Origin of the sequence: Vulcanococcus limneticus LL (genome assembly GCF_943369875.1) — a bacterium.
GTDB lineage: Bacteria > Cyanobacteriota > Cyanobacteriia > PCC-6307 > Cyanobiaceae > Vulcanococcus > Vulcanococcus limneticus_A.
Genome location: NZ_CALROT020000011.1, coordinates 52,672 through 68,718 on the forward strand (window position 1 = coordinate 52,672; position 16,047 = coordinate 68,718).

Here is a 16,047-nt window from a genome sequence, read left to right on the forward strand (position 1 = left end):
CCCCTCCCCACCCCCAACTCCTGCGGCGCGTCGGGTGTGTCCCTCGGGGCGGCATTCCGGCCCCAGGCCGGTGGCCGCCCCGAGGGACACACCCGACGCCGCACCTACTCGACTGTGACGCTCTTGGCGAGATTGCGCGGCTGATCCACATCAAGCCCCCGATGGGCCGCGATGTGATAGCTGAGCAGCTGCATCGGGATCACCGTCAGCAGCGGGCTGAGCAGCTCATCCACCTCCGGCACGGGCAGCAGGGTGTCGAACAGCTCCGTGTCGGGACCCTCGGGGGCCACGCCGATCAGCTTGGCATCGCGGGCCTTGGCCTCCTGGGCGTTGCTGAGCACCTTGTCGAACACCAGGCCCGGCACCGCGATCGACACCACCGGCACCCGCGCATCCAGCAGGGCGATGGGCCCGTGCTTCATCTCGCCGGCCGGGTAGCCCTCGGCGTGGATGTAGCTGATCTCCTTGAGCTTGAGGGCGCCCTCCAGGGCGATCGGGTAGTTGATGCCACGGCCCAAGAAGATCACGTCCTGGGTGTCGGCGAACAGGTGGGCCAGCTCGGCGCAGCGGCGGTCGTGGTCCTCCACCAGGACCTTGAGCTGCTCCGGCAGGGCCCGCAGATCGGCCACCAGGCGCCGTAGCTGCTCAGGCCCGTGGCCGGTGGCTCCACCGCCGCGGCGCTCGGCGAAGGCCAGGGCCAGGCCGTAGAAGGCCAGCAGCTGGCCGAGGAAGGTCTTGGTGGCGGCCACCCCCACCTCGATGCCGGCGCCGATGTCGAGGATGTGGGGCACCAGGCGGCCCAGGGAGCTCTCGGGACGGTTGGTGATGCCCAGCAGCCGCGGCGCGAAGGCCGGATCCGCCACCAGGGCGCGGCGCTCCTGCTCCATCGCCAGGGCCGCCAGGGTGTCGGCCGTCTCGCCCGACTGGGTGACGCCGATCGTGAGCGTGTGGGCCGCAAGCGGCGGCGGCGCGTAGCGGAATTCACTGGCGTAGAAGACGCGGGTGGGAATCCCCGCCAGCTGCTCCAGCAGGTAGGCGCCCACCTGGGCGGCGTGGCGGCTGGTGCCGCAGGCCAGGATCTGGATCCGCTCCACGCCCTCGTACACCTCCTCATCCAGGGGCAGGGCCACCAGCGAGGCACCGGCCTGGCCGCCGGCCGCGCCGGCCTCCGGCAGGTGGCGCGCCACCCACAGGGCCGCCGTTTCCGGCTGCTCGTGGATCTCCTTGAGCATGAAGTGGCGGAAGCTGCGCTTGTCCGCCACGTGCTCGGTGCCGCTCAGCAGCGAGGGGGTGCGCTGCTGGCGCTCGCCGGCCGCGTTGTAAAGCTCGATCCCCAGGGGGGTGAGCAGCGCCACCTCGCCGTCCTCCAGGGGCAGGATCGTGCGGGTGAAGCCGGCCAGGGCCGGGGTGTCGCTGGCGCAGAGGAACTCGCCCTCGCCCAGGCCGATCAGCAGCGGCGCCGCCTTGCGCGCCACCACCAGGGCCCCGGGCAGGGCCGCCCACACCACCGCCAGGGCGTAGGCGCCGTGCAGCAGCGGCAGCACCTGCTGCACGGCCTCCAGCAGCAGGGCGCCGCTGGCGGGCCGGCCCTGCTGGATCCGCTCCAGCTGGCGGGCCACCAGGTGGGGAATCACCTCGGTGTCGGTGTCGGAGCGGAACACCACGCCCTCGGCCTGCAGCTCCTCGCGCAGGATCCGGAAGTTCTCGATGATGCCGTTCTGCACCACCGCCAGCCGGCCGCTGCCGTCGAGGTGGGGGTGGGCGTTGCGCTCCTCGGGCTTGCCGTGGGTGGCCCAGCGGGTGTGGCCGATGCCGCACTGACCCGGGGCCCCGTGCTGCTCGAAGCGGTGGGTGAGGTTGATCAGCTTGCCCTCGGCCCGCAGGCAGGTGAGCCGTCCCTCGGCAGGACCGCCCGCCGGGCCCGCCGGCAGAGCCTCCACCGTGGCCAGGCCGGCCGAGTCATAGCCGCGGTATTCGAGCTGCCGGAGGCCCTCCAGCAGCAGGGGAGCCGCCTCCCGCGAACCGATCACCGCCACGATGCCGCACATAGATGCCGAGGGAGGAGGGCGGCGGCGCCCGGAGACACCGCCAACAAAAAAGCCCAGCCGGAGCTGGGCTTGAGCTTATGGGTGAATGGCGGCCAACGACTCCTGGAACACAGGTCGTCGGCCGACCGGGACCTGCCTCAGTAGGCGAGACCCATGGAGCGGGTGGTCTCGTCGCCGAGGTAGACGCGGATCGAGAGGAAGTCGGTGGGGCAGGCGGTTTCGCAGCGCTTGCAGCCGACGCAGTCCTCGGTGCGGGGGGAGGAGGCGATCTGGCCGGCCTTGCAGCCGTCCCAGGGCACCATCTCGAGCACGTCGAGGGGGCAGGCCCGCACGCACTGGGTGCAGCCGATGCAGGTGTCGTAGATCTTGACGGCGTGGGACATGGGCCTGGGCCGGGAACAAACGGCGTGACGCCAAAAGTACCCGCGCTGACCGGGTGGTCCCTGCTACCACCACCGCGCCGTCACCCTTTTTCATACGGCCCGGGGGGCCGCCGCAGGCCGCCCCGTAGGATGCGGCCTCCGAACACTCCGGCCATGTCCCAGGACGCGATCTTCGAGAAAGTCCGCTCGATCGTTGTCGAGCAGCTCAGCGTCGACGCAGGCGATGTGAAGCCCGAATCGAACTTCCAGAACGACCTGGGCGCCGACTCCCTCGACACCGTCGAACTGGTCATGGCCCTGGAAGAGGCCTTCGACATCGAGATCCCCGACGAGGCGGCCGAAGGCATCGCCACCGTCGGCGACGCCGTCAAGTACATCCAGGACAAGCAGGCCTGAGGATCCCGATGGTGGAGGGTCTCCGCCGCGTCGTGGTCACAGGCCTCGGCGCGGTCACACCGATCGGCAACGACGTTTCCGCGTACTGGGAAGGTCTGCGCACGGGCCGTAACGGGGTCGAGGCGATCACCCTGTTCGACGCGTCGCGCCATGCCTGTCGCTTCGCCGCCGAGGTGAAGGGCTTTGATCCGAAGGGCTCCATCGAGCCCAAGGAAGCCAAGCGCTGGGATCGGTTCTGCCAGTTCGGCGTGGTGGCGGCCAAGCAGGCCGTGGCCCAGGCCGGTCTGAGCATTAACGAGGACAACCAGCACCGGGTGGGCGTGGCCATCGGCTCCGGTGTCGGCGGCCTGCTGATGATGGAAACCCAGGCCCACGTGCTGGCGGACCGCGGACCAGACCGGGTCAGCCCGTTCTGCGTGCCGATGATGATCCCCAACATGGCCACGGGCCTGGCGGCGATCGCCCTGGGCGCCAAGGGGCCCAGCACCGCCGTGGCCACCGCCTGCGCCGCCGGCTCCAATGCCATCGGCGACGCGTTCCGGCTGATCCAGCTCGGCCTGGCTGACGCCATGCTGGCCGGCGGCGCCGAATCGGCGATCACTCCCCTGGGGGTGGCCGGCTTCGCCAGCGCCAAGGCGCTGTCGTTCCGCAACGACGACCCCGCCACAGCCAGCCGCCCCTTCGACCTGGAGCGCAACGGCTTCGTGATCGGTGAGGGCGCCGGCGTGCTCGTGCTCGAGAGCCTGGAGCATGCCCAGGCCCGCGGCGCCGAGATCCTGGCCGAGATCATTGGCTACGGCATGACCTGCGACGCCCACCACATCACCTCCCCGTCACCGGGGGGCGTGGGTGGCGCCGAGGCCATGCGCCTGGCCCTGCGCGACGCGCGCCTGGAACCGGAGGACGTGGACTACGTCAACGCCCACGGCACCAGCACCCAGGCCAACGACAGCAACGAGACCGCCGCCATCAAGGCCTCCCTGGGCGAGCGGGCCAACCAGATCCCCGTCAGCTCCACCAAGTCGATGACGGGTCACCTGCTGGGTGGCAGCGGTGGCATCGAGGCCGTGGCCTCCGTGCTGGCCATAGGCCACAACCTTGTGCCGCCTACGATCAACTACCAAACGCCAGATCCGGCCTGTGATCTGGATGTCGTGCCCAACCAGGCGCGGGAACAGAAACTGGATGTCGTGCTGTCCAACTCCTTCGGATTTGGTGGTCACAACGTCTGCCTCGCGTTCCGTCGGATGAGCTGAGGCGATCGCTGCTCCCGCGCCCTGCGCCGGGATCACCGCCCACTCCCCCACGGCCGCCTGCCCGGCAAACACGCCCCACCCCACCCCTTACCCGTATCCCATGGTCGCCGCCGCCCCCACCCTCGGAACCCAGTCCGTCGACACCCTCTGCATCAACAGCATCCGCTTCCTGGCGGTTGATGCGATCAACAAGTCGAACTCCGGGCACCCCGGTCTGCCCATGGGATGCGCGCCCATGGCCTACGCCCTGTGGGACAAGGCCCTGAGCCACAACCCCAAGAACCCCAAGTGGTTCAACCGCGATCGCTTCGTGCTGTCCGCCGGCCACGGCTGCATGCTGCTGTACGCGCTGCTGCACCTCACCGGCTACGACTCGGTGGGCATCGAGGACATCAAGCAGTTCCGCCAGTGGGGCTCCAAGACCCCCGGCCACCCCGAGACCTTCGAAACCCCTGGGGTTGAAGTCACCACGGGCCCGCTGGGTCAGGGCATCGCCAATGCCGTGGGTCTGGCCATGGCCGAGGCCCACCTCGCCGCCAAGTTCAACAAGGCCGATTGCAAGGTTGTTGATCACTACACCTACGTGATCATGGGCGACGGCTGCCACCAGGAAGGCGTGAGCGGTGAAGCCGCCTCCCTGGCCGGCCACCTGGGCCTGGGCAAGCTAATCGCCCTCTACGACGACAACCACATCACCATCGACGGAAACACCAACGTTTCCTTCACCGAGGATGTGCTGAAGCGCTACGAGGCCTACGGCTGGCACACCATCCACGTGCCCGACGGCAACACCAACGTGGACGCCATCGCCAAGGCCATCGCCGAGGCCAAGGCCGTCACCGATCGTCCCTCGATGATCAAGGTGACCACCACCATCGGCTACGGCTCCCCCAACAAGGCCAACACGGCAGGGGTGCACGGTGCCGCCCTCGGCGCCGAGGAAGCCGCCCTCACCCGTGAGGCCCTGGGCTGGAGCTACGGCGAGTTCGAAGTTCCCCAGGACGCCTACGACCAGTGGCGCCAGGCCATCAGCCGCGGTGCCGCCGCCGAGGCCGCCTGGAACGCCACCCTGGCCGACTACCGCGCCAAGTACCCCAGCGAGGCCGCCCAGTTCGAGCGCCAGCTGCGCGGTGAGCTGCCCCAGGGCTGGGATGCCAACCTGCCCAGCTACAGCGCCGACGACAAGGGCCTGGCCACTCGCCAGCACTCCTACAACTGCCTCAACGCCATCGGCCCCAACCTGCCCGAGCTGATCGGCGGTTCCGCCGACCTCACCCACTCCAACCTCACGGACATCAAGGGGGAGAAGGGCTTCCAGAAGGGTGCCGAAGCCAACCGCTACCTGCACTTCGGTGTGCGGGAGCACGCCATGGCCTCGATCCTCAACGGCCTCGCCTACCACGGCAGCGGCCTGGTGCCCTACGGCGGCACCTTCGCCGTGTTCGCCGGCTACATGGTGGGCGCCATGCGCCTCTCCGCCCTGAGCGAACTGGGCGTGATCTACGTGCTCACCCACGACTCCATCGGCCTCGGCGAGGACGGCCCCACCCACCAGCCGATCGAGACCCTGGCCAGCCTGCGGGCCCTGCCCAACATGCTGGTGATCCGTCCTGGCGACGGCAACGAGACCAGCGGTGCTTACCAGGTGGCGATTGCCAACCGCAAGCGCCCCACCGTGCTGTTCCTCAGCCGTCAGGCCATGGCCAACCAGGCCAACTCCAGCGCCGCCGGCGTGGCCAAGGGTGGGTACATCCTGGAAGACAGCACCGGCACCCCCGATCTGATCCTGATCGGCACCGGCACCGAGCTCGAGCTCTGCACCAAGGCCGCCGCCCAGCTGCGGGCCGACGGCAAGAACGTGCGGGTGGTGTCGATGCCCTGTGTGGAGCTGTTCGAAGAGCAGGATGAGGCCTACCGCGAGAGCGTGCTGCCCTCCTCCGTGCGCAAGCGCCTGGTGGTGGAAGCCTCCAGCTCCTTCGGCTGGCACAAGTACACCGGCTTCGACGGCGACAGCGTGTCGATCGATCGCTTCGGCGCCTCCGCCCCCGGCCCCCTGCTGATGGAGAAGTTCGGCTTCACCGTGGACAACGTGGTGGCCAAGGCCAAGGCCCTGGGCTGATTACTCAGCTGAAAAAGGCGGGGGGCTGAGCCCCCCGCCTTTCGCGCCCCGCCATCGGCGGGGCTTTTTGCTGGGCAGGCCTGGCCCGGCAGGAACTTCAGCGTTTCAGGTCGAAGCGATCGGCCTGCATCACCTTCACCCAGGCGGCCACGAAATCGGCCACGAACGTGGCGGCACCATCGCTCTGGGCATACACCTCGGCGATCGCCCGCAGCTGGGAGTTGGAACCGAACACCAGATCCACCCGGGTACCGCTCCAGCGCCGCTCCCCGCTCAGGCGATCGCGCCCCTCGAACAGCTCGCCGCTGTCATCGGTGGGGGTCCAGGTGGTGGCCATGGCCAGCAGGTTCACGAAGAAGTCGTTGCTGAGCACCCCCGGCCGCTCGGTGAACACGCCGTGGCGGCTGCCGCCGCTGTTGGCACCGAGCACCCGCAGGCCGCCCACCAGCACGGTCATCTCCGGGGCACTCAGGCCCAGCAGCTGGGCGCGATCCACCAGCAGGTGCTCGGCGGGCACGCTCATCGGGCCCTTCTGCCAGTTGCGGAAGCCATCGGCCTGGGGCTCCAGCACCGCAAACGAAGCGGCGTCGGTGTGCTCCTGGCTGGCATCCATGCGGCCCGGCGTGAACGGCACCTCCACGGCATGGCCGGCGGCAGCGGCCGCCTGCTCCACGCCCACGCCGCCGGCCAGCACGATCAGATCCGCCAGCGACACGCGCACGCCATCGGAGCGGGACGCGTTGAACGCCTGCTGGAGGCCCTCGAGCACGCCCAGCACCCGCTGCAGCTGCTCGGGCTGGTTCACGGCCCAGTCCTTCTGGGGCGCCAGGCGGATGCGGGCGCCGTTGGCGCCGCCGCGCTTGTCGGAACCACGGAACGTGGAGGCCGAAGCCCAGGCGGTGCTCACCAGCTCAGCCACGCTCAGCCCGGAGGCCCGCAGGCGCGCCTTGAGCTCGGCGATGGCGGGCCCATCCACCAGGGGGTGATCCAGCGCCGGAATCGGGTCCTGCCAGATCAGGTCTTCCGCGGGCACCTCGGGGCCGAGGTAGAGGCTCTTGGGCCCCATGTCGCGGTGGGTGAGCTTGAACCAGGCCCGGGCGAAGGCATCGGCGAAGGCCTCCGGGTGCTGGTGGAAGTGACGCGAGATCGGCTCGTAGATCGGATCGAAGCGCAGCGACAGATCCGCCGTCGTCATCATCGGCGGGTGCTTCAGGCCAGGGATGTGGGCGTCGGGGATCAGATGCTCCTCGCGGCAGTCCTTGGCCTGCCACTGCCAGGCGCCGGCGGGGCTCTTGATCAGCTCCCACTCGTAGCCGAACAGCATGTCGAAGTAGCCCATGTCCCAGCGGGTGGGATGGGGTTTCCAGGCACCCTCGATGCCGCTGGTGGTGGCATCGGCCCCCTTGCCGCTGCCGTGGCGGTTGGCCCAGCCCAGACCCATCTGCTCGAGCGGAGCCCCCTCCGGCGGCGGCCCCACCAGCTCTTCGCTGCCGGCGCCATGGGCCTTGCCGAAGGTGTGGCCGCCGGCGGTGAGGGCCACGGTCTCCTCGTCGTTCATGGCCATGCGCGCGAAGGTCTCGCGCACATCGCGGCCGGAGGCCACCGGATCGGGCACCCCATCGGGGCCCTCGGGGTTCACGTAAATAAGACCCATCTGCACCGCCGCCAGGGGCTGCTCCAGCTGGCGATCACCGCTGTAGCGCCCAGCGCCGAGCCATGTGGTCTCGTTACCCCAGTAGATGTCCTCCTCGGGCTGCCAGATGTCCACGCGACCGGCGCCGAAGCCGAAGGTGCGCAGCCCCATCGACTCGAGGGCGCAGGTGCCGGCCAGGATCATCAGATCGGCCCAGGAGATGCGGTTGCCGTAGGTCTGCTTGATGGGCCACAGCAGCCGGCGGGCCTTGTCGAGGTTGCCGTTGTCGGGCCAGCTGTTGAGTGGCGCGAAGCGCTGGTTGCCGGTGCCGCCACCGCCACGGCCATCGGCGGTGCGGTAGGTGCCGGCGCTGTGCCAGGCCATGCGGATGAACAGCCCGCCGTAGTGGCCCCAGTCGGCGGGCCACCAGTCCTGGGAGTCGGTCATCAGCGCGATCAGGTCGCGCTTGAGGGCGGCGTAATCGAGCTGACTGAACGCCTCGGCGTAGTGGAACGCCGGGCCCAGGGGATTGGAGGCCGGGCTGTGCTGGTGCAGGATCCCGAGGTTGAGCTGCTGGGGCCACCAGTCGCGCGGGGACGGCCCACGGCCGGCCACGGCCGTTCCGCCATGGCCGCTGAAGGGGCACTTGCCGAGTTCGGTCATCGGGCTTGCTGGCCTGAACGCACTCACCGGACCGTAGGCAGCGCCACCAGGCGCGGCCGGAAGGGACACAGGACTTCGTGCGATCCAGGGCCGACTCGGCTTCACCCCATGCAGGCTGCGCTCCAGCCCAGGGGGACCCAGACCCGCACCACGTCTCAGGTACTCAGCACCGCCACCACCACCGCCGCGATGGCCAGGGTCACCGAGCCCACCACGAGGCCGGCGGCCACGTTGCCCTTGCGGATCTCGGCGCGGTAGTCGGTGGGGGAGAGGGCGTCGAAGAGGAGCAGGCCGCCATAGATGAGGATGACTCCCACGAAGGTCCAGCCGACCGTCAGCAGCAACTGGAGCAGCGGTTTGGCCATCGCCTCGCCCAACACACCTCGCCACGGTAGGGAGGTGGTGCGCTGGCCCCGCTGGTGTGGCCTGCTGCCGCTGCTGCCGCTGCTGGTCCTGGCCCTGTCCGCCCTGGCCCCCAGTCGCCGGCTCGCGGTGGTGCTGGGTCCTGAGCAGCCCACCATCAGCGAACCCTTCCGGTTGGAGGCCGGCCCCCTGGGCAGCCCGCAGATCAGCCTGCGCGCTGACCTGCCCGCCAACAGCGCCCTGGAACTGACGCTGGAGCTGCTCGACAGCCAGGACGCCGTGGTGCTGGCGCTGAGCAAGCAGGCCTGGCGCGAGAGCGGCACCTGGAGTGAGGGCGGGGAGAGCGGCACCTGGGAGGAGCGCGACGACCAGGCGGACCTGGCGCTGCGGCCGCCCGAGAACGGCAGCTACCGCCTGCGCCTCACAACGGAGGAGCTGCTCGACAGCGCCGGCCAGCCCCTGCAGACGCCGATCGTGGTGCAGGTGGAGGTGCGTCAGCACCGGGTGGATGCACTGCTGCTCTGGTTCACCGCCGCCATCGGCCTGGCGATGGTGCGGATCCTGCAGTCCTCGGTGTACGGCAACTGGCGGCAGCGGCGGGCACTGCGGCTGGAGGACAGCCGCGCCGCGATCCGCCTGCGGGCGGGCGGCGACGGCCTGCTGCGGGCGGTGGTGCGGGCCCGCTACGAACGGCCCAGCAGCGACCGTCCACCTGCCGCCGGGCTTCCGCCGGTGCGGCTGGAGCTGAGCGTGGCCGGCCCGCGCGGGGAGCAGCTGCTGCAGGAGGCGCTGAAGCTGGTGCCGACCCGGCACAGCAGCGACGGCGACCACTGGCTGACGGTGACGCAGACCGTTCACCTGCGCCTGGCGCAGCGGGAGAGTGTGCGGGTGCGGGCCGTTCTGACGGAGCAGCTCGCGGACGGCGGCGAACCCTGGGCCATCGAGTGGATCGAGCTGGTGCTGGAGGATGGGGTCGTGTGCCCGCAGCCGGTGGCGGCCCTGCCGCTGGATCTGAATCGGGAGGGGGGCTGAGATGCCGATGGAGGGGGGCTGAGATGCCGATGGAGCGCGCCCTGATCCTGGTGCTCACCCTCACGGCGGTGGGCGTGGGCACCACCGCCGCCATCACCCGGCCCCTGCTGTTCCGGCTCGGCCAGGACGGCACCCCCAGCGCCTCCTCGGGGGTGAGCTACAGCGGCTCCTACCGGGGCGGCCGCTGGGTGCCCCACGGCCGCCCCCGCGACTGGTCGCGCTTCCAGGGGCGTGGACCGGGCTCGGCCAAGTAGCCATGGCGCAGCGACCCACGGCCAGCAGCGAACTCACGCCCCTGCAGGTGCGGGTGCTGCTGGCCACGGCGGCGCTCTCCTCCAGCGTGGGCCTGGTGCTGGAGCTGATGCTGGCCACCCAGGCCAGCTACCTGCTCGGCGATGCCGCCCTGGCCACGGGCGTGGTGATCGGCACGTTCCTGGCCGCCATGGGGCTCGGCGCCTGGCTGAGCCAGTTCGTGGTGGGCGGAGCAGAGCCCCAGCAGGCCTTGCTGCGGACCTTCCTGCTGGTGGAGGTGGGCCTGGCGCCCCTGTGCCTGCTGGCGCCGCTGGCCCTGTTCGCCCTGTTCAGCGCCGATGGCCCGGTGTGGCTGGGACTGGTGGTGTTCACGGTGCTGGTGGGGGTGCTGGGGGGCATGGAAGTGCCCCTGCTCACGCGCCTGCTGGAAACCCAGCAGCAGCTGCGCCAGGCCCTCGCCCGGGTGCTGGCGCTCGACTACTTCGGTGCCCTGGTGGGGTCGCTGCTGTTTCCGCTGGTACTGCTGCCCTGGCTGGGGCTGCTGCCCACGGCGGGGCTGCTGGCGCTGGTGCCGCTGGCCAACAGCGCCCTGCTCTGCTGGCTGTTTCCGGCGGGCCGCCGCTGGCGCTGGCCCCTCACGCTCGCCTGGCCCCTGGCGGCCCTGGCGGCCTGGCTGATCGTGCCCCTGGGCGACCGCCTCGAGGACTCCCTCTACGACGATCCCGTGGTGGGGCGCCGCCAGACCCGCCACCAGCGGATCGTGCTCACCCGCCGCCGCGACGATCTGCGCCTGTTCCTCGATGGCAACCTGCAGTTCTCCAGCCTCGACGAGTACCGCTACCACGAGGCCCTGGTGCATCCGGCCCTGGCCCTGCATCCGCGGCCCCGGCGGGTGCTGGTGCTGGGGGCCGGCGACGGCCTGGCCGTGCGGGAGGTGCTGCGCTGGCCGGGCGTCACACGCGTCGATCTGGTGGAGCTCGATGGCGAGATGCTGCGGCTGGCGCGCCGCCACCCGTTCCTGAAGCGCCTGAACCGCGGCAGCCTCGACGACCCGCGGGTGCACGTGCACGTGGGCGATGCCTTTGAGCTGGTGCGGCGGCTGGCGGGGCCCTTCGATGTGGTGATCGCCGACTTCCCCGATCCCGCCACCGCGCCCCTGGCGCGCCTTTACAGCGTGACCTTCTACGGGCGGGTGCTGCAGCGGCTGGCCCCCGATGGCCTGCTCGTGACCCAGGCCTCCACGCCATTCTTCACCCCCAGGGTGATGGCCTCGATCCGGGCCACGCTGGCGGAGCTGTCGCTGCAGAGCCGGCCCTACAGCGTGGATGTGCCCAGCTTCGGGCCGTGGGGCTTCGTGCTGGCCCACCGCCCCGGCCAGGCGCTGACGGCGGCGGCCCTGCCGTTCCGGGGCCGCTGGATCGATGCGGCCCAGCTGCAGCGCCTGTTCGTGCTGCCCCGCGATCTGCAGCCGCCGCCGGGGCAGACGGTGCTGCCGAACCGGCTGTCGCGGCCGGTGCTGGCCGACTACCAGCGGCAGGGGCTGTGGGGCGGGACCTGAGCCGGCGCGGGGGCCACAGGTCAGGGGGTGGATAGGGTGAGCCGATGGCGATCTGGCTGGTGCTGCTGGTGCTGCTGGTGGCGGCCTGGGCGCTGCTGCGGGTGCAACGGCTGCGCCGGACCCAGCCCAGCGCGTTGCCGGCGGCACGGACGCTGTTCGACCTGCGCACCGGCGACATCGTGCAGTGCGACGGGCGCGACTGGGTGGTGGAAGACCGGCTGCTCTACGACGAGGACGGCTTCCAGTGGCTGGAGTATCTGCTGCGTGACGGCCCCGAGGCCCGCTGGCTGGCGGTGTGCGAAGACGACTGGCTGGAGGTGAGCTGGCTGGAGCAGGGCCCGCCCGCCCTGCTTCGCCAACTGGCCAGCGCAGCCACCCCCTTCCCGGATCAGATCCACTGCGAGGGCCTCACCTATGAGCGGCGGGAGGAGGGCCGGGCCTCGGCCACCTCCAGCGCCCGCACCATGAACCGCCACCTCGCCAGCTGCCGCTTCGCCGACTACGAAGCCGAGGGCCAGCGGGTGCTGTCGGTGGAGCGCTGGAACGACGACGAGACCGAGATCACCATCGGCCGCCGCATCGACCCCGCCGCCCTGGCACTGCTGCCCGGCGACGGGCGCTCGGTGTATCGGCCTGCGGGCTAGGGCCCCGCCCCCTGGCGAAACCTCACAACCGAGCGCTCTCCCATGGCAGGCTCTGCCCATGGCGGATCCAGCGGCAACCCCGGAGGCTGGCGTGGACGTGGTGGTGGTGGGCGCCGGCCTCTCCGGCCTGATCTGCGCCCGCGAGCTGCGGCGTCAGGGCCTGGAGGTGCAGCTGCTGGAGGCACGCGAGCGCTGGGGCGGGCGCCTGCACGGCCACACCACCGCCTCGGGCCTGCGGGTGGATCTGGGCGGCCAGTGGGTGGGCGCCACCCACCACCGCCTGATCGGCCTGCTCGAGCACTACGGCCTGCGCCGCTACCCCACCCCCTACGACGGCGAGGGGATCTTCCACTGGAAGGGCACACCCCACCGGGCCGGGCTGGAGCACGACTACCGCGCCAGCCTGCTGTTCTTCCGACCAGGGGACCTGGGTCTGCCGGCGGCCGAACTCCAGGAGACCCTGGCGCTGCAGCGGCGGTTCCTGGAGCTGGTGGACCAGGTGCCGTCCGCCGCGCCCTGGAACGCCCCCGGCGCCGAGGCCCTCGATCGGATCAGCATTGCGGGCTGGCTGCAGGAGCAGTCGGCCGGGGAGCTGGCCCGCTACCCCTTCGCCTGGCTCACGCGCATGGGTGGCTCCGGCGGCTTCGAACCCCACGAGAGCTCGATCCTGCACCTGGCCTGGACCCAGGCCACGGCCCCCCAGCACGACACCCCGGAGGCCTGGCTGGTGGAGGGGGGCGCCGCCCAGCTGGCCGACCGCCTGGCCAGTGAACTGGCGGATGGGCTGCAGCTGCGGGCGCCGGTGGGGGCGATCGAGCAGGACGGCGGCGGCGTGCGGGTGAGCCACGGCGCCGGGGAGGTGGTCACGGCGGCCGCCGCGGTGGTGGCCATCCCTCCGCCCCTGCGGCTGGGCATCCGCTTCAGCCCGGCCCTGCCGCCCGAGTGCAGCGGCCTGCTGCAGCGCTCGGCGATGGGCTCGATGGTGAAGGTGCTGGCGCTCTACCCGCGGCCGTTCTGGCGCGAGCGGGGCCTCAACGGCCTGGGCATCGGCAACCTGCCCACCCTGGAGCTCACGGTCGACAGCACCCCGCCGGGCGGACCGGGCCTGCTGGCGGGCTTCATCGCCGGCGAACGGGCCGTGCGCTGGCAGCAGCTGGGCGAAGCCCAGCGGCGGCGGGCCGTGCTGGCCGACCTGGCGAGCTGGTGGGGCCCGGAGGCCGCCGAGCCCACGGAGCTGGTGCTGCACAACTGGAACGACGAGAGCTGGAGCGGCGGCGCCTTCACCAGCTTCCTGACCCCCGGCGCCCACACCACCTATGGCCCCGTGGGGCAGCAAGCCCATGGCCGGGTGGTGTGGGCCGGCACCGAGGCCGCCAGCCGCTGGCCCGGCTACTTCGAGGGGGCCATCGAGGCGGGCCTGGCCGCCGCCGCTGAGGTGCGTGCGCTGCTGGGGGGCGGGTCAGCGGACTGACCTGCCCCCACGACGGCTCAGACGGCCGCCGCTTCCCCGGCCCGCTGCTCCGCCAGCACCTGCTCCAGACCCTCCAGGTCCTTGTCGGTGATCTTGGTCTGCATCGGGCAGTGCTTGGGGCCACACATCGAGCAGAACTCGGCCTGCTTGTAGATGTCCGCCGGCAGGGTTTCGTCGTGGTACTCGCGGGCCCGCTCGGGATCCAGGGAGAGATCGAACTGCCTGTTCCAGTCGAAGGCGTAGCGGGCGCGGCTCAGTTCGTCGTCGCGGTCGCGGGCACCGGGGCGATGGCGGGCGATGTCGGCGGCGTGGGCGGCGATCTTGTAGGCGATCAGGCCGTTGCGCACGTCTTCGGGGTTCGGCAGGCCCAGGTGCTCCTTGGGAGTCACGTAGCAGAGCATCGCCGTGCCGTACCAGCCGGCCATGGCCGCGCCGATGGCGCTGGTGATGTGGTCGTAGCCGGGGGCAATATCGGTAACCAGCGGGCCGAGCACATAGAAGGGCGCCTCGCTGCACTCCTCCATCTGCTTCTTCACGTTGAACTCGATCTGGTCCATCGGCACGTGGCCCGGACCCTCCACCATCACCTGCACATCGTGCTTCCAGGCGCGGCGGGTGAGTTCACCCAGGGTCTTCAGCTCGGCCAGCTGGGCCTCATCGGAGGCGTCGTGCAGGCAGCCAGGACGCAATGAATCACCCAGGGAGAAGGTGCAGTCGTAGCGCTTGAAGATCTCGCAGATGTCGTCGAAGCGGGTGTAGAGCGGGTTCTGCTTGTGGTGATAGAGCATCCACTGGGCCAGGATGCCGCCGCCGCGGCTCACGATGCCGGTGAGGCGACCCTTCACCTTGGGCAGGTGCTCGATCAGCAGACCGGCGTGGATGGTCTGGTAATCGACGCCCTGCTGGCAGTGCTTCTCGATGATGTGCAGGAAGTCGTCTTCCGAGAGCTTCTCGATCGAGCCGTGCACGCTCTCCAGCGCCTGATACACGGGCACCGTGCCGATGGGCACGGGCGAGGCGTTGATGATCGCCGTGCGCACCTCATCGAGGTTCACGCCACCGGTGGAGAGATCCATCACGGTGTCGGCGCCGTACTTCACCGCCAGCTCGAGCTTCTTGAGTTCTTCGCTCACATCGCTGGCATTGGGCGAGGCGCCGATGTTGGCGTTCACCTTGCACTTGCTGGCGATGCCGATCGCCATCGGCTCCAGGTTGAGGTGGTTGATGTTGGCGGGGATGATCATCCGGCCCCGGGCCACCTCCTCCATCACCAGCGACTCGGGCAGGTTCTCCCGCTTGGCCACAAAGGCCATCTCCTCGGTCACCACGCCCTGGCGGGCGTAGTGCAGCTGCGACACATTGGCTTGGCCTTGGCGCTTCTCGATCCAGGCGCTACGCATGACAGGGCTACGGCGAAAGGGAGGACTGACGGGACAACCGACAGCTTCGGGGCGCAGCTGGAGTTCGTTCTCACTTCCCTGCGCCGGCATGACCCGGATCAGGTTCGGAGGGTGTGATCTCAGCCCGGGGTCGCGCTGGCACGACCGGGCACCCCTAGTGACTTTGGAAACCTAGCAAGGCCGAAATGGCGCCGGCCGCGGGCCCGATCAGCCCTGCAGGCCGTTGAGGGCCGCGGCCACCACCCGGTGGTCGCTGTCGTTCTGGAGGCGCACCAGCTCGGCGCGGGCCTCGGCCGCTGCCGCCGCCGCTCCGGGGGTGCCATTTCCCGCCTCCCGCACCAGCCGACCCAGGATCTCGGCGCCACCCACCCGCACCGTGCCGTCGGCATCGACCAGGGCCAGCCGGGCCAGCTCCAGCAGATCCGCCGCGGCCATCGCCGGGTGCTCGGCCATGGCCGAGAGGATGCTGCAGCGCACCAGCCACTGGTCGTCGCGGGCGAAGGCCAGCCGCAGCAGCGGCCAGGCCCGCTCCAGGGAATGGCTCACCAGGGCGTTGGCCGCCTCGGCCCGCACATTGGCGTCCTCATCGGTCTCCAGGGCGGCCACCAGCGCCTCCCAGCCGGCGGGGGTGGGCTTCATGCCCAGGCCGGCGCAGCTCAGGGAGCGCACCAGGAAGGGGCTCTGCTGCAGGCCCAGCAGCAGCAGCGGCTCGGCCTGCTCCGGCGTGGCCCCACGCAGGCGCGCCAGGGCCGGCATCGAGCGGGCCGGGTCGCCGGAGGCGATCTCCGCGCGCAGCTGTTCCAGATCCATCGGTCCCAGCGGCAGGGAC

General features: G+C 70.8%; 14 protein-coding genes and 1 riboswitch. Of the genes, 8 read left to right on the plus strand and 6 right to left on the minus strand.

The annotated features are described in order from the left end of the window. Positions 1-104 precede the first annotated feature (104 nt). Positions 105-2,048, minus strand: coding sequence for a glutamine--fructose-6-phosphate transaminase (isomerizing) (gene glmS, locus ACLV7J_RS12595; protein ID WP_411869422.1), 1,944 nt, complete (start codon positions 2,046-2,048; stop codon positions 105-107). Between the two features lie 137 nt (positions 2,049-2,185). Then, positions 2,186-2,431, minus strand: coding sequence for a photosystem I iron-sulfur center protein PsaC (gene psaC / locus ACLV7J_RS12600; RefSeq protein WP_006850103.1), 246 nt, complete (start codon positions 2,429-2,431; stop codon positions 2,186-2,188). 153 nt (positions 2,432-2,584) lie between these two features. On the opposite strand from psaC, the gene acpP reads away from it, so the two are divergent. From acpP to tkt, 3 genes are all read left to right on the plus strand, one after another. Then, a complete protein-coding gene (acpP, locus tag ACLV7J_RS12605) occupies positions 2,585-2,827 on the plus strand; it encodes an acyl carrier protein (protein WP_094591539.1) in 243 nt (80 codons plus the stop codon). Between the two features lie 8 nt (positions 2,828-2,835). Continuing rightward, positions 2,836-4,083, plus strand: a complete 1,248-nt coding sequence (fabF, locus tag ACLV7J_RS12610) for a beta-ketoacyl-ACP synthase II (protein WP_411869423.1) — start codon at positions 2,836-2,838, stop codon at positions 4,081-4,083. 100 nt (positions 4,084-4,183) lie between these two features. After that, positions 4,184-6,202: a transketolase gene (gene tkt, locus ACLV7J_RS12615; protein WP_411869424.1), complete on the plus strand. Its 2,019-nt coding sequence runs from the start codon at positions 4,184-4,186 to the stop codon at positions 6,200-6,202. Between the two features lie 97 nt (positions 6,203-6,299). On the opposite strand, the gene katG is transcribed toward tkt, so the two are convergent. Together katG and ACLV7J_RS12625 are read right to left on the minus strand one after the other, a co-directional pair. Next, positions 6,300-8,498 (minus strand): catalase/peroxidase HPI, encoded by a 2,199-nt coding sequence (gene katG / locus ACLV7J_RS12620; RefSeq protein ID WP_411869425.1) that lies wholly within the window; start codon positions 8,496-8,498, stop codon positions 6,300-6,302. A 155-nt stretch (positions 8,499-8,653) separates the two neighbouring features. Beyond that, positions 8,654-8,863 carry a DUF350 domain-containing protein gene (locus tag ACLV7J_RS12625; RefSeq protein WP_255128486.1) on the minus strand — a complete coding sequence of 70 codons (210 nt, stop codon included), beginning with the start codon at positions 8,861-8,863 and terminating at the stop codon, positions 8,654-8,656. A gap of 34 nt (positions 8,864-8,897) precedes the next feature. Between ACLV7J_RS12625 and ACLV7J_RS12630 the strand changes: the two genes are divergently transcribed. The 5 genes from ACLV7J_RS12630 to ACLV7J_RS12650 are packed head-to-tail and all read left to right on the plus strand — an operon-like array spanning position 8,898 to position 13,818. Further along, on the plus strand, positions 8,898-9,893 hold the full coding sequence (locus ACLV7J_RS12630; protein WP_411869426.1) for a hypothetical protein: 996 nt from the start codon (positions 8,898-8,900) through the stop codon (positions 9,891-9,893). A 29-nt stretch (positions 9,894-9,922) separates the two neighbouring features. After that, on the plus strand, positions 9,923-10,147 hold the full coding sequence (locus ACLV7J_RS12635; protein ID WP_411869427.1) for a hypothetical protein: 225 nt from the start codon (positions 9,923-9,925) through the stop codon (positions 10,145-10,147). Between the two features lie 2 nt (positions 10,148-10,149). After that, the gene (locus ACLV7J_RS12640; RefSeq protein ID WP_411869428.1) at positions 10,150-11,703 is read left to right on the plus strand and encodes a polyamine aminopropyltransferase; all 1,554 of its coding nucleotides are present in this window, start codon (positions 10,150-10,152) and stop codon (positions 11,701-11,703) included. Between the two features lie 44 nt (positions 11,704-11,747). Next, complete coding sequence (locus ACLV7J_RS12645; RefSeq protein WP_411869429.1) at positions 11,748-12,347, plus strand: DUF4178 domain-containing protein; 600 nt, start codon at positions 11,748-11,750, stop codon at positions 12,345-12,347. Between the two features lie 58 nt (positions 12,348-12,405). Further along, positions 12,406-13,818: a flavin monoamine oxidase family protein gene (locus ACLV7J_RS12650; protein WP_411869430.1), complete on the plus strand. Its 1,413-nt coding sequence runs from the start codon at positions 12,406-12,408 to the stop codon at positions 13,816-13,818. A gap of 17 nt (positions 13,819-13,835) precedes the next feature. Here the strand turns inward: ACLV7J_RS12650 and thiC are convergent, their stop codons facing one another. Further along, positions 13,836-15,218, minus strand: a complete 1,383-nt coding sequence (thiC, locus tag ACLV7J_RS12655) for a phosphomethylpyrimidine synthase ThiC (protein ID WP_411869431.1) — start codon at positions 15,216-15,218, stop codon at positions 13,836-13,838. A 58-nt stretch (positions 15,219-15,276) separates the two neighbouring features. Then, a riboswitch (TPP riboswitch) is annotated at positions 15,277-15,384 on the minus strand. Between the two features lie 41 nt (positions 15,385-15,425). Then, positions 15,426-16,028, minus strand: a complete 603-nt coding sequence (locus ACLV7J_RS12660) for a HEAT repeat domain-containing protein (RefSeq protein WP_411869432.1) — start codon at positions 16,026-16,028, stop codon at positions 15,426-15,428. Between the last annotated feature and the right edge of the window lie 19 nt (positions 16,029-16,047).

Coding starts and splice junctions, on each gene's coding strand:
- fabF (WP_411869423.1), top strand. CDS start 2,836: ATGGTGGAGGGTCTCCGCCGCGTCGTGGTCACAGGCCTCGGCGCGGTC.
- ACLV7J_RS12650 (WP_411869430.1), top strand. CDS start 12,406: ATGGCGGATCCAGCGGCAACCCCGGAGGCTGGCGTGGACGTGGTGGTG.
- acpP (WP_094591539.1), top strand. CDS start 2,585: ATGTCCCAGGACGCGATCTTCGAGAAAGTCCGCTCGATCGTTGTCGAG.
- ACLV7J_RS12660 (WP_411869432.1), bottom strand. CDS start 16,028: ATGGATCTGGAACAGCTGCGCGCGGAGATCGCCTCCGGCGACCCGGCC.
- glmS (WP_411869422.1), bottom strand. CDS start 2,048: ATGTGCGGCATCGTGGCGGTGATCGGTTCGCGGGAGGCGGCTCCCCTG.
- psaC (WP_006850103.1), bottom strand. CDS start 2,431: ATGTCCCACGCCGTCAAGATCTACGACACCTGCATCGGCTGCACCCAG.
- katG (WP_411869425.1), bottom strand. CDS start 8,498: ATGACCGAACTCGGCAAGTGCCCCTTCAGCGGCCATGGCGGAACGGCC.
- thiC (WP_411869431.1), bottom strand. CDS start 15,218: ATGCGTAGCGCCTGGATCGAGAAGCGCCAAGGCCAAGCCAATGTGTCG.
- ACLV7J_RS12625 (WP_255128486.1), bottom strand. CDS start 8,863: ATGGCCAAACCGCTGCTCCAGTTGCTGCTGACGGTCGGCTGGACCTTC.
- tkt (WP_411869424.1), top strand. CDS start 4,184: ATGGTCGCCGCCGCCCCCACCCTCGGAACCCAGTCCGTCGACACCCTC.
- ACLV7J_RS12635 (WP_411869427.1), top strand. CDS start 9,923: ATGGAGCGCGCCCTGATCCTGGTGCTCACCCTCACGGCGGTGGGCGTG.
- ACLV7J_RS12640 (WP_411869428.1), top strand. CDS start 10,150: ATGGCGCAGCGACCCACGGCCAGCAGCGAACTCACGCCCCTGCAGGTG.
- ACLV7J_RS12645 (WP_411869429.1), top strand. CDS start 11,748: ATGGCGATCTGGCTGGTGCTGCTGGTGCTGCTGGTGGCGGCCTGGGCG.